Source organism: Microvirga thermotolerans, assembly GCF_009363855.1.
In the GTDB taxonomy this organism is placed as follows: Bacteria; Pseudomonadota; Alphaproteobacteria; order Rhizobiales; family Beijerinckiaceae; genus Microvirga; species Microvirga thermotolerans.
In genome coordinates this window covers 796,237-809,182 of record NZ_CP045423.1, presented here as the reverse complement: position 1 = coordinate 809,182, position 12,946 = coordinate 796,237, and the positions used below count along the sequence as shown (strand labels likewise).

The 12,946-nt window shown below is 69.2% G+C and carries 9 protein-coding genes; 4 read left to right on the top strand and 5 right to left on the bottom strand.

Annotated features, from left to right (window positions below; genetic code table 11):
• Positions 1–16: 16 nt before the first annotated feature.
• From hemH to GDR74_RS03745, 4 genes are all read right to left on the bottom strand, one after another.
• Positions 17–1,078, bottom strand: coding sequence for a ferrochelatase (hemH, locus tag GDR74_RS03760; protein WP_152585051.1), 1,062 nt, complete (start codon positions 1,076–1,078; stop codon positions 17–19).
• 125 nt (positions 1,079–1,203) lie between these two features.
• The gene (locus tag GDR74_RS03755; RefSeq protein WP_152585050.1) at positions 1,204–3,369 is read right to left on the bottom strand and encodes an HWE histidine kinase domain-containing protein; all 2,166 of its coding nucleotides are present in this window, start codon (positions 3,367–3,369) and stop codon (positions 1,204–1,206) included.
• A 248-nt stretch (positions 3,370–3,617) separates the two neighbouring features.
• Complete coding sequence (locus tag GDR74_RS03750; protein WP_246179839.1) at positions 3,618–5,126, bottom strand: bifunctional metallophosphatase/5'-nucleotidase; 1,509 nt, start codon at positions 5,124–5,126, stop codon at positions 3,618–3,620.
• Between the two features lie 172 nt (positions 5,127–5,298).
• The gene (locus tag GDR74_RS03745) at positions 5,299–5,670 is read right to left on the bottom strand and encodes a hypothetical protein (protein ID WP_425486942.1); all 372 of its coding nucleotides are present in this window, start codon (positions 5,668–5,670) and stop codon (positions 5,299–5,301) included.
• 99 nt (positions 5,671–5,769) lie between these two features.
• On the opposite strand from GDR74_RS03745, the gene ung reads away from it, so the two are divergent.
• Both ung and GDR74_RS03735 read left to right on the top strand, forming a co-directional pair.
• The gene (gene ung / locus GDR74_RS03740) at positions 5,770–6,474 is read left to right on the top strand and encodes a uracil-DNA glycosylase (protein ID WP_152585049.1); all 705 of its coding nucleotides are present in this window, start codon (positions 5,770–5,772) and stop codon (positions 6,472–6,474) included.
• 93 nt (positions 6,475–6,567) lie between these two features.
• Positions 6,568–7,500 (top strand): bifunctional helix-turn-helix transcriptional regulator/GNAT family N-acetyltransferase, encoded by a 933-nt coding sequence (locus GDR74_RS03735; RefSeq protein WP_152585048.1) that lies wholly within the window; start codon positions 6,568–6,570, stop codon positions 7,498–7,500.
• Positions 7,501–7,507: 7 nt separating this feature from the next.
• Here GDR74_RS03735 and GDR74_RS03730 read toward each other — a convergent pair whose 3' ends face one another.
• The gene (locus GDR74_RS03730; protein WP_152585047.1) at positions 7,508–11,005 is read right to left on the bottom strand and encodes an indolepyruvate ferredoxin oxidoreductase family protein; all 3,498 of its coding nucleotides are present in this window, start codon (positions 11,003–11,005) and stop codon (positions 7,508–7,510) included.
• A gap of 199 nt (positions 11,006–11,204) precedes the next feature.
• On the opposite strand from GDR74_RS03730, the gene GDR74_RS03725 reads away from it, so the two are divergent.
• On the top strand, positions 11,205–11,864 hold the full coding sequence (locus GDR74_RS03725) for a DUF1007 family protein (protein WP_194164615.1): 660 nt from the start codon (positions 11,205–11,207) through the stop codon (positions 11,862–11,864).
• Positions 11,855–12,895, top strand: a complete 1,041-nt coding sequence (locus tag GDR74_RS03720; protein WP_152585045.1) for a nickel/cobalt transporter — start codon at positions 11,855–11,857, stop codon at positions 12,893–12,895. Before GDR74_RS03725 ends, GDR74_RS03720 begins: the two co-directional genes overlap by 10 nt.
• The last annotated feature ends 51 nt before the right edge of the window (positions 12,896–12,946 follow it).

Below are 12,946 nucleotides of genomic sequence, written 5' to 3'. Positions count from 1 at the left end.
CTTCAGATCCAGTCCTTCAGATCCAGCCCTGGAGCTCCCGCTCCGCGATATGGCGGATCACCCGCATGCCCTCCTCGCTGTCGTTGAGGCACGGAAGGTACGCGAACTGCTCGCCCCCGTGGTGCATGAAGATCTCGCGGTTCTCGCCGTCGAGCTCCTCGAGGGTTTCGAGGCAGTCGGCGGAGAAGCCCGGCGCGACGATGGCGAGGCGCTTGACCCCGCTTTCCGCCAGCGCCTGAACCGTCTTGTCCGTGTAGGGCTGCAGCCATTCCGCCGTGCCGAAGCGGGACTGGAAGCTCATGCGGAACCGGTCCGCCGGCCAGCCGAACGCCTCCCGCATGAGACGCCAGGTCTTCACGCAATGGCAGTGATAGGGGTCGCCCTTCAGGAGGTATTCCTTCGGCACGCCGTGGAAGGACACCAGGATGACCTCGGGCTCGAAGGGGAGCTTCTCCAGCTCCCGCTTCATGGAGGAGACCACCGCGTCGATATAGACCGGATCGTCGTGGTAGGGCGGCGAGACCCGGACCGTCGGCTGCCAGCGCATCTCCATCAGGGCGCGGAAGGCATGGTCGCAGGCGGTCGCCGACGTGGCGGCGGAATATTGCGGATAGAGCGGCACGAGGAGGATGCGGTCGCAGCCCTCGTCGAGCAGCGCCTGGATGCGCTCGCGGATCTCGGGCTTGCCGTAGCGCATCGCCCAATCCACCGAGATCCTGTCGCCGGCGATGCCTTTCAGGTGCCGGGCGAGGTCCTGGGCCTGGGCGCGGGTGATGGTCTTGAGCGGCCCCTCGTCGAGCGCCTTGTTCCAGATCGTCGCGTAGTCGCGGCCCTTCCGCGAGGGGCGAGTGGTCAGGATGATGAGGTTCAGGATCGGCCACCACAGGAGCCGGGGGGTCTCGATGACCCGGCGGTCGGAGAGGAACTCCTTCAGGTAGCGCCGCATCGGCCAGTAGGTCGTGCCCTCCGGCGTGCCGAGGTTGAGAAGCAGCACCCCGATGCGACCCGCCCTGACCGGCGGGTGGTCCACCGGGCGCACGCCCTGGCGGAGATCGGCAAGCTTCACTGTTTCGTTCATCGGGAGCCCCTTGGCGCGCCTGCATGAGGCCGCTTCACCTGTCCGGCTCTAGATAGGAGTTTCCGGCTTTCCCGCCAACCGGGCGGGCGGCCGCGCCCGGCCACGGTTTCGTGATCGGCCCTGCCTTACGCGGAGGGGTTGATGAAGCCGCCGGGGGTCAGCACCGTGTCGATGGAGACCTTCAGGCCGGTCGGCTCGAAATCCATCTGGACGGCGGCGTTGAGCTGGGTGGCGAGCACCCGGTGGAGGAGCCGGGAGCCGAAGCCCTGCCGCTTCGGCGGCTCCACGGGAGGGCCGCCCTCCTCCGTCCAGCTCAGCTTGAGCCGCAGCCCCTCGGGCTCGACCGCGGATTCCCAGCGCACGGCGACGCGGCCCGAGGCGATGGACAGGGCACCGTACTTGGCGGCGTTCGTCGTCAGCTCGTGGATCGCCATGCCGATGGGCACCGCCGCCTCGGAGGGCAGCTCCACCGGGGGCCCCTCGATCAGGACCCTGTCCCGGGACGCCTCGTTGTAAGGGCTCAGCTCCTTCTCCAGGATCTCGCGCAGGGAGGCGGTCTGCCACACCGCCTCGGTCAGGAGCGAATGGGTATTGGCGAGGGAGATGATGCGTCCGACGAAGGCCGCATAGAAATCCTCGATGCTCGACGTGGTGCGGGCGGTCGCGCCGACCACGGCCTGGACGGTGGCCAGGGTGTTCTTGACCCGATGGTGCAGCTCCCGGATCAGCAGGGACTGCTGGGTCTGGACCTGCTTGCGCTCCTCGATCTCGTACTGCGCGGCCTTGTAGAGATTGCTGTTCTCGAGAGCGATGGCGGCCTGCCCGGCAAGCCCGACGACGAGCCGCTCCGCGCGCGCGGTGAACACGCCCGCCTGCTCATGGCCGAACAGGAGCGCGCCCTCGATGGCGCCCGTCCGCGCGACCACGGGCACGGCGAGGTAGCTGCGCAGGGACGGATGCCATTCGGGCAAGCCGCCGAGGGTTTCGTCCCGTCTCCGGGCCGGATCGGCCGTGATGTCGTCCGAGCGCACGATTCTCCCATCCTCCAGGGTCGGGGCGAACAGGGCCGTGTGCCGGACCATGGGGACATCGGAGAAGGCCTCCCGCAGCTCGCCGGAAACCGCATAGGGCATGGAGACCTCGTCGCCCTCGCCGCCCGCAGCCTGGCGATGCGCGCTCACATGGTAGAAGAAGACGCCGATCTGCGCTCCCGTCAGCTCCACGCCCGCATCGATCACGCATTGCGCGATCCTGCCGAAATCGAGCTCGGCGGCGAGCGCGCGGCCGGTCCGGTTCAGCACTTCGAGGGCGGCGGTCTCCATCCGCAGCTCGCGCGTGCGCAGGTCCACCTCCCTCTCCAGCAGCGCCGCATTGGCGGCCTGTTCGCGGAACTGGCGGGCCGCGACCGCCATCAGGGCCAGGAGGGCCAGCAGGGCGAAGAGGGCGAAGGCGCCGTAGATCCTGACCTGTTCGAGCCAGGGCCTCCGGTAGGCGTCGGCGGGAATGAACACCTGGACGTAGAGGGGGAGCTGGCCGACCCGGTGATAGGCCCCCCTCCGCTCCCTCGGTCCGGCCGTCTCCGTGTAGATCCCCTCCTCGGGGTTCTCCGCGATGGCCCGCTCGAACCCCGCCTTGGAAACGGGGGCGAAGGAGATGCCGTCGCCCGGCGCGGGGTACTGCACGATGACCTTGCCGTCAGCGGCGCGGACCAGGTTGACCTGCGCCTTGGGCGGCAGGCGCAGCCGTCCCCAGTAATCGTTGAAGTAGGCCAGGGAGACCGTGACGGACACGACGCCGCGGAAACTCCCGTTCGGATAATGGAGGCGCCGGCTGACCATGAAGGTCGGCGCGCCGGTGACGCGCCCGACGATCGGCTCCCCCACGTAGAGCCCCCGGTCGACCTCGACCTGGGCCCGAAAGGCGTCCCTGTCGCTCGCATTGGATTCCGGGGTCGGAAAGCCCGCCGAGGTGAGACGAAGCCTGCCCTCCGCATCGTTCAGCCAGATGTCCTCGATGTAGGGCAAGGCCTGCTTGATGGCGCGCACCTGCTCCCACAGGATCCGCGACGGCTCGATGGTGTACCAGCTCTCGTCCTCCACGAGGGCCGCCGTCTGCCGCAAGGTGACGTCCGTGACCTCGAGCAGGCGCGCGGCGTGGTCGGCGAGGAAGAAGGCGCTGTCCTGGATGTCGCCCTCGTCCCTCTGGATCAGGCGGCTGCGCTGCTCCCAGGCGATATATGCGAAGGTTACCACGATGAAGATGACGCCCAGGAGACCCATGGCGAGGGTCATCCGCCCACGGAAGAGAGACCGGCGTCGCCGCTTTTGGGACAGGACGGAATCCGCAGGACGGGTCGCTATCGGCAAGAATGGAACCGCTTCGAAATGTCGTTGAACTGGGCCGTTCGCCGGGAACGAAGGCTCCGCGCGAACGATGGGCACCGGAGAAATAGCAGCCTTGCCCCCGTTTTCCAAACCTCGGGAGCATGGGGAAGGCCGGGGCGCGCGGCTTCCCGGCCTTCCTCGGTTGCGCCGTCGCCTCAGCGGAGGACGACGCGGCCTTCCACCTTCGGGGCCACCTTGCCGGCCTTGGCGACGTAGTCGATCACCTGCGACGCCATGAGCTGGCTCGCGGCGACGTCGATGAGCGGCTTGGCGTCCACGAAGGCGCGGTAGCCGTCGCCGCCGCGGGCCATGAAGTCGTTCGTTGCGACCTTGTAGGTCTTGGCCGGATCGAGGGGCTGGCCGTTGACCGTGACCGACTTGATGCGGCTGCCGGGCGGCTGCTTCATGTCGACCTCGACGACCATGCCGGACACCTGCGGGAAGCGGCCGCCGAGTTCGCGCACCTGGCTCACGCCGTTCTCAAGCGCGGCCTTGAGCTTCTCGCCCGTCACCTCCAGCAGGACCGTGGTGTTGCCGAAGGGCATTTCCGCCAGGATGTCGCGCCGGGTCAGCTTCTGGCCGGCGGCATATTCCTTGTCGGCTCGCAGGCCACCGCCGTTGGTGATGGCGACGTCGGCGCCGACGGAGGCGCGCAGGGCGTCCGCGACCAGGTTGCCGATCGCCGCCTCGCCGCCGCGCACGGTCGCGCGCCGGCTGTCGAGGGGCGTCTCGGTGACGCCGATCTCCACGTCGAGCTCCTTGGAGAGCTTGTCCTCGTAGCCCTTCACGACCGCCTCGATCTCCGGATCCGGCTTCACCGTGGCGCTGTCGACGATGCGGAAGTTCGGAGTCCACGAAACCGTGGTCTTCCCGTCCTTCTCCGTCTTCTTCACGGAGAGCTCGACCACGTTGATGTAGTTGCCCTGGGATTCGGATTCCGCCACCGCGACCTTGCCGTCGTAGAAGGCGAGGAGGTGCTCGTCGTGGCCGCTGAGGATCACGTCGGCGCCGGAGGAGCGCGCCAGCAGCATGTCCACCTCGAGAGGCGTGTGGACCACCGCCACCACGAGGTCGGCCCCCTTGGCGCGCAGGTCCTTGACCTTGTCGCGGCCCGTCGCGACCGTGGGCTTGAACTTGATGGTGCCGGGGCTCGACACGATGGGGGTGTCTTCCGTCGTCAGGCCGAAGAAGCCGATCTTGATGCCCTGGACGTCGACGATCTTGTCCGCCTTGGTGTTGGCCGGCATCCCCTCCCCGTCGACGATGTTGGTGGCGAGGACGTCGAATTTGGCCTCGGCCATCCGCGCCCGGAACACGTCGGCGCCGAGGTCGAACTCGTGGTTGCCGGGCACCATGGCGTCCACGCCCATGCGGTTGAGGATGTCGATGATGTGGGCGCCCTTGTCGAACCCGGACAGGAGCGAGGGCGAGAGCGTGTCGCCGGAGTGGATGAAGAAGGTGTTGCCCTTCGCCCGCTCCTCCTTGATCACCGTCGCGAGCTTCGCGAAGCCGCCGCGGCCCTTCTCCGGGCTCATGCGGTCGATGTCGTTGGTCTGCACGAAGCGGATCGTCACGGCCTCCTGGGCCAAGGCCGTGCCCGACAGAAGCAGGGAAAGTCCAAGGAGGCCGGCGCGAAGGGCGGCCAGCGGACGGCTTTCAAGCATGGTCGAATGTCCTCGCATGGGGGGTCCACGGGTGATGAGGGAACCTAGGCCAGAAACGTGTCACAGAAGTAACAATCTGTCGACGGCCGAGATGGCGGGCCCCTTGCCGGGAGCGGCCCGTTCCCGGGCGGCGCGTCCCTGCGGGACCGGGTGCCCTTCCGGAGCCCCGGCTTCAGCCGCCCCGCACGAGCCAGATCCCGAACGCGAAGACGACCGCCACGGCAGCGATGAAGCTCACGAACAGGACCGGGAAGCCCTCGTCCTTGTGGTGGGTCGCCCCGACGGGGCGTGCCCCCTTCGACCAGCGCAGGGTCCTCTCGGAGAGGCGGGCGAGCGCCACCTGGAAGGGACTGGCCGGCGTGCCCGCCGCCTCGTCGTCGGCGCCGAGGGAGGCGAGACCGGGGTCGTAGACGGAGTTCTTGTCGCCGGTCCTGCCGCTGTCGATGTCGGCCTTGAGCATCTCGACCGTCGGGGTGTCCGAGGGCGGCGGCGGGTCCATGGGCTGCGTGGTGCGGGTCGGGGGAAGATCTGAGCGGTCTGTCACGGGAATTCTCCAAAGGCGGCATCGTGGGCGGCATCGCGCCGGGCGCTCGACAGCTTCCGGGGGCGATGCTACCGGCTGCGGGAGAGAAGGATTTTGCCGATGACAGGTTCCGTCAGCGAGGCTCTCGCCGCCTTCAGGGCGGATCCGCGGGCCGCCGCGTGGCTCGCCCTCCCCTTCTTTGCGAACCGTCGTGCCGACGCAATCGCCGCCGAGGTCGACGGGGCCGTCGCGCGGGGCGCGCACGTGCTGCCGCCCCCGGAGAAGGTCTTCGCCAGCCTCGTCCTCACCCCCCTCGAGGCCGTGAAGGTCGTGATCCTGGGCCAGGATCCCTATCCCACCCCCGGCGATGCGCACGGTCTCGCCTTCTCCTATGCCGGGACGCGCCGCCTGCCCGCTTCCCTGCGCACGATTCTCGCCGAAATGGCGGAAGATCTTTCGGTGCCGATGCCCCGCCGGGGCGACCTCACCCGCTGGGCGGAGCAGGGCGTGCTCCTCCTCAACACGGCGCTGACCGTGGAGGCGGGCAGGTCCGGCGCGCATCTGAGGCTCGGCTGGTCCGAGCTGGTGGACGAGGCGGTAGTCGCCGTCTCCGGGACGCAGAAGGCGGCCGTCTTCATGCTCTGGGGCGCGAAGGCGCGGGAGCGCGCCGCCCTCGTCGACAGGGACCGGCACCTCGTGATCGAGGCGGGCCACCCGTCCCCCCTCAACCGCCAGCGGGATTTCCGGGGGAGCCGCCCCTTCAGCCGGGCCAATGCCTGGCTCGCGGCGAGGGGCATCGCTCCCATCGACTGGCGGCTCGACTGATTCCGCTTTACTTGACGGGATCAAATAAAACGTTTGACCCAGTCAAGGACCAAGTGCAACCTTCTCCCGTGCCTCATTGGAAGGAAGGTCGCCATGCGACACTCCACGTCCGCGGACGACCGCGTCGCCGCCATCCGGCGCTTCACCCGCTTCTATACGCGCCGTCTCGGGGTCCTGCGGGAGGGGCTCCTCGGCAGCCCGTTCACCCTGACCGAGGCGCGGGTGCTCTACGAGCTGGCGAACCGGTCGAACCCGACCGCCGGGGAACTCTGCCAGGACCTCGACCTCGATCCCGGCTACCTGAGCCGCATTCTCAAGCGCTTCGAGGAGCAGGGCCTCATCCGGCGGGAGCGCTCGGCGAGCGACGGGCGCCAGCAGCACCTGTCCCTGACCGACAGGGGCCGCGAGGCGTTCGCCCCCCTCGACCGCCAGTCGCGCGAGCAGATTGCCGCCCTCCTCGCCCCGCTTCCCGAAGCCGACCGGGACCGGCTCGTCTCCGCCATGCGCTTCGTCGAAGAGCGGCTCGACGGCGGGGCCGCCGCGGAGGCTCCGGTCGTCCTGCGCCCTCATCGGCCCGGCGACATGGGCTGGATCGTTCACCGGCACGGGGTTCTCTATGCGCGGGAATACGGCTGGGACGAAACCTTCGAGGCCCTCGTGGCGGAAATCGTGGCGGGCTTCGTCAGGACCTTCGATCCGGCCCGGGAACGGTGCTGGATCGCGGAGCGGGACGGAGCGATCCTCGGCTCGATCTTCATCGTCCGGCAATCGGACGACGTCGCGAAGCTGCGGCTTCTCTACGTGGAGCCGGAGGCCCGCGGGCTCGGCCTCGGCAGGCGGCTCGTGGACGAGGCGATCCGCTTCTCGCGGGACAAGGGCTACCGGCAGATCGCCCTGTGGACCAACGACATCCTGCACGCGGCGCGCGGCATCTACGCCAAGGCCGGCTTCCGGCTCGTGAGCGCGGAAGCGCATCGCAGCTTCGGGCACGACCTCGTCGGCGAGAACTGGGTTCTCGACCTCTGACGGCGTCTTACTCCGCCGCCATCCGCATCGGCGCCTCGCGGGTGCGGAAGCGGGCGAGGAGCTCCGCCTCCTCCGCCTTCGCCGCCTTGAGGTTGCGCTCCTTCACATGGCCGAAGCCGCGGATCTTCTGCGGGAGGGCGGCGAGTCCGACGGCGGCCGCATGGTTGTCCGCGTCGAGCCGGGACACGATCTCCTGGAGCAGGGCCTCGAAGTCGCGCACGAGGCGGCGCTCCGTGCGGCGCTCGCGGGTGTAGCCGAACACGTCCAACGGCGTGCCCCGCAGGCCCTTCAGCTGCGCCAGCACGCGGAACACCTTCATCATCCACGGCCCGAAACTCATCTTGCGCGGCAGCCCCGTCGCCGGGTCCCTGCGCGCGAGGAGCGGCGGCGCGAGATGGAACTCGTAGCGCAGGTTCTCGCCCTCGAACGCCGCGGCCACCTGCTTCTCGAAGCTGCCGTCCGCGTAAAGGCGCGCCACCTCGTACTCGTCCTTGTAGGCCATGAGCTTGAAGAGCGAGCGCGCCGCCGCCTCGGCAAGCGCCGTCGAGCCGGGAACGGCCCTGGCTTCCGCCGCCCGCACGCGCTCCACGATCCGGCGGTAGCGCCCGGCGTAGCGGGCGTTCTGGTAACCGGCGAGGAAGCGCGCGCGCCGCTCGATGGCCTCGTCGAGGCTCTCGGAGAGCCTGCGGGATTCCGTCGGCGCCTTCGCGGATGCCATGAGCTCCGCCAGGGTCTCGGGCGCGACCGCGGCGCGGCGGCCCCAGGCGAAGGCGGCGAGGTTCATCTTCACCGCCTCGCCGTTGAGCGCAATGGCCTTCTCGATGGCCGCGCCCGAAAGCGGCACCCGGCCCTTCTGATAGGCGTAGCCCAGCATGAACATGTTGGCCGCGATCGCGTTGCCGAGAAGCGCGTTCGCGATCGCCGTCGCGTCGATGAAGTCGACGCCTTCCGCCCCGGCGGCGGAGACGACGGCGCGCCTGAGCCGCTCCGTCGGCAGCGAGAAGTCCGCGTTGCGGGTGAACTCGCCGGGCATGACCTCGGCGGTGTTCACGACGAGAGCCGTCCGCCCCTTCTTCACCGAGGCCAGCACCTTCTTCGTTCCCGTCACCACCAGATCGCAGCCGAGGATGAGGTGGGCGGACTCGGCGGCGACGCGGATGGCGTGGATGTCCTCCTGCCTGTTGGCGAGACGCACGTGGCTGTAGACCGCGCCGCCCTTCTGGGCGAGGCCGGCCATGTCGATCATGCCGAGGCCCTTGCCTTCGAGATGGGCCGCCATGCCGAGAATGGCCCCGATGGTGACGACCCCGGTACCGCCGACACCCGTGACGATGATGTTGAACGTGCGGTCGATGGCCGGGATCGCGGGTTCCGGAAGCGGCGCGAGCGCGTCGTTCCCGGCGGCGGAGACCGGCGCCGCCTTCCTCACCCTGGCGCCGTGCACCGTGACGAAGGACGGGCAGAAGCCGGAGACGCAGGAGAAGTCCTTGTTGCAGTTCGACTGGTCCACCTGCCGCTTGCGGCCGAACTCCGTCTCGACGGGCTGCACCGCGACGCAGTTCGACTGCACGGAACAGTCCCCGCATCCCTCGCAGACCAGATCGTTGATGATGACGCGCTTGTCGGGATCGGGGAATTCGCCGCGCTTGCGGCGCCGGCGCTTCTCGGACGCGCAGGTCTGGTCGTAGATCATCACCGTGACGCCGGGAATCGCCGCCAGCTCCCGTTGCACCGCATCGAGGGACGAACGGTGGTGGATCGTCATGCCCTCGGGCCAGCGGACGGATTTCGGGTACTTGTGCGGCTCGTCCGTCACCAGCGCGATGCGCTCCACGCCTTCCTCGCGCACCTGGCGGGCGATCATGTCGACGGTGAGGCCGCCCTCGTGCTTCTGCCCGCCGGTCATGGCGACCGCGTCGTTGAAGAGGATCTTGTAGGTGACGTTGGTCTTCGTGTGGATGGCCCAGCGCAGGGCCAGCACGCCGGAATGGTTGTAGGTGCCGTCGCCCAGGTTCTGGAACACGTGGCCGCGCTTCGAGAACGGCGCCTCGCCGATCCAGTTGGCGCCCTCGCCGCCCATCTGCGTGAAGCCGTCGGTCTCCCGGTCCATCCACTGCACCATGTAGTGGCAGCCGATGCCCGCATAGGCGCGCATGCCCTCCGGCACCTTGGTGGAAGTGTTGTGAGGGCAGCCGGAGCAGAAATGGGGGATGCGCGTCGCCACGTCGGCGGTCGCCGCGAGCACCTGCTGCGCGTGGCGCAGCCGCTCGACGCGGCCGCGCAGGTCGTCGTCGTTGTGATACCGGAGGAGCCGCTCGCCGATGGCGATGGCGATGTCGTTGGGGTCGAGGGCCCCCTTCACGGGAAAGAGCCAGTTGCCGCTCTCGTCCTTCTTGCCGATGCACAGCGGCTGGTTGGCGGTGCCGTAGAGCTCCTCCCGCAGCTGCACCTCGATGAGCGAACGCTTCTCCTCGACGACGACGACGAGATCGAGACCGCGGGCGAAATCCGCGAGCTCGCGCTGGGAGAGCGGCCAGGGGCAGGCGACCTTGTAGAGGCGCAGGCCCATGTCGTTGGCCTTGACCTCGTCGAGGCCGAGCTCGTCCATGGCCTGGCGCACGTCGAGGTAGGACTTGCCCACCGTGATCACGCCGATCTTCGGCTGGCGTCCGCCGGAGAGGACGAGCCTGTTCAGGTTGTTGGCGCGCACGAAGGCCAGCATGGCGTCGCGCTTGTAGTCCTGGAGGCGCGCCTCCTGGTCGAGCACCCCGTCCCGCGCGCGGATGTTCAGCCCGCCGGGCGGCATGGCGAAGTCGTCGGGCACGACGATCTTCACCCGGTCGAGGGAGCCGTCGACGGAGGCGGTCGATTCGATGTTCTCCTTCACGCACTTGAACGCGACCCAGGTGCCGCAGAAACGGCTCATCGCGTAGCCGTAGAGCCCGTAGTCGAGGATCTCCTGAACGCCTGCGGGATTCAGGATCGGGATCATCACGTCGACGAAGTGGAACTCGGACTGGTGCGCGACGGTGGAGGATTCCGCCGTGTGGTCGTCGCCCATGAGGGCCAGCACGCCGCCGTATTTCGACGAGCCGGCCATGTTGGCGTGGCGGAACACGTCGCCGGAGCGGTCGACGCCCGGTCCCTTGCCGTACCAGAGGCCGAAGACGCCGTCGTGCTTCCCGTCGCCCCGGATCTCCGCCTGCTGCGAGCCCCAGACCGCCGTGGCCGCGAGTTCCTCGTTGAGGCCGGGCTGGAACAGGATGTCCGCCTGCTCCAGCCAGCGGCGGGCGCGCCACAGGTTCTGGTCCATGCCTCCGAGGGGAGAGCCGCGATAGCCGGAAACGAAGCCCGCGGTGTTGAGCCCGGCGCGCCTGTCCCGCTCGCGCTGCATGAGCAGCATGCGAACGACGGCCTGCGTGCCGGTGATGAAGATCCGGTCCTTCGTCAGGTCGTACTTGTCGTCGAGCGATACGTCACGGAGCGCTACGTGCCCTTCGGCCATCGTCGGTTCCCTCCTGGAGCTTCGGCCCCGCTGCCGGTTCTCCCGGTCTTGGCTTTGCGAACTTGGCTTTGCGAATTACGTCAGCAATGCTGACATATGGACCGGGGGCCGTCAATGAACCTGCCCCCGTTTTGCCTCCATTAACCATCATGGCTCACAAGGAAACGCTACCGTTCGCAGCCACCCGCCGATGAGCCGCATGACCCGCCGTTCCGTTCTGACGCTTCTGACCGCGGGGGCCCTGGCCGCCTTCGCCGCCCCGGCCCTCGCCCATCCGCACGTGTGGGTGACCGCCAGGGCGGAACTCGTCTACGACCGGGAGGGGCGAATCACCGGCATCCGCCACGCCTGGACCTTCGACAAGGCCTATTCGGCCTTCGTCACCCAGGGCCTGGACAGGAACGGCGACGGCAAGCTCACCCCGGACGAACTGCAGGATCTCGCCAAGGAGAACACCGAATCCCTGGTGGAATTCGACTATTTCACCGTGCTGAAAAGCAGCGGCCGGAAGCAGGATTTCGACGCGCCGCGGGACTACCGCATGGCCTATGGGGAGGAGGCGCTGACCCTGACGTACCTGCTGCCCCTGAAGTCTCCGGCGGCGGCGAAGACCGTCTCGCTCGAGGTCTACGACCCGACCTATTTCGTCTCGTTCACCCTTGCGGAGGGAGACGCCGTCGCGCTCGCAGGCGCCCCGCAGGGCTGCGCGATCAACATCTCCCGCCCCAAGAATCCCGATTCCGGCGCGAGCGCCCAGGCTCAGGCCCAGCCCCTGTCCGAAGCGTTCTTCCAGACCCTGACGGCCGCTTCCACGTTCGGGGTCCAGTTCGCCAACAAGGCCATCGTCGCATGTCCGTGAGCGTGAAGCCCGCCGCCGGAGCCCTGGACCTGCCCGGCTCCAGCCGGCGCCGCCTGGCCCTGCGCCTGGCCCTCGCCCTCGCCGCGGTGGCGGCCGTCGCCCTCGCCGCCGCCCTTCTCCTGTGGTGGCTCGCGCCGGGCGCCGCTCCGCCCGCGCGCAACCCCTTCGGCATGGGCCTGCGGGAGGCCGCGCCCACGGGCGGCCTCGGCGCCTACATCCTCGACGTGCAGGGGCGCTTCTACCGGGGCCTGCAGCAGGCCGTCGCCGCCCTGAAGGACGACGGCGCAGCGCTCCGGACCCTCGTCGCCATCGGCTTCGCCTACGGCGTCTTCCATGCGGCCGGTCCGGGACACGGCAAGGGCGTCATCGCGGCCTACCTCGTCGCCGACGGGCGCGCCCTTGCCAAGGGCTTCGCCCTCAGCCTCGCGGCCGCCCTCGTCCAGGCGCTGGTCGCGATCCTGATCGTGAGCGTCTTCGCCCTTCTCTTCCGCGCCACCGCCGCAACCATGACCCGGGTCGCGACCGCCGTGGAATGGGCGAGCTTCGCGGCCGTGGCTCTCGTCGGTGCCCTCCTCGCCTGGCGCAAGGCCGGCCGGGTGCTGGACGTGCTCGCCCTGGCCCGCGGGCCCATGACGGGTCCCGCGTGCGGAGACTGCGACCACGTGCACATGCCGGAGCCCGAGGAACTGCGCCGCCTGACCCGCTGGCGCGACATGGCAGGCGTGGTGCTGGCCGCCGGCATGCGCCCCTGCACGGGGGCCCTGGTGGTGCTGGTCTTCGCCCTCTCGCAGGGCCTGTTCGCCGCCGGCGTCGCGGCGACCCTCGCCATGGCGCTCGGAACCGCCCTCACCACCGGGGCCATCGCGGCGCTCGCGGTCTTCGCCAAGAAGGCGGCCCTGGCGCTTGCGGGCGGGCGCGGGGCGCGGGGGGAGATCGCCATCGCTCTCATGGAACTGCTCGCGGCCGCCTTCGTCGCGGTGCTCGGCGGCAGCCTGCTGTTCGGCTTCTGGGCCTCGGGGGCCGCGAGCTAGATCGGATGCGGGTTCGCCTTCACGCCCGACGCCGCGAGTCCTTCCGGCGGG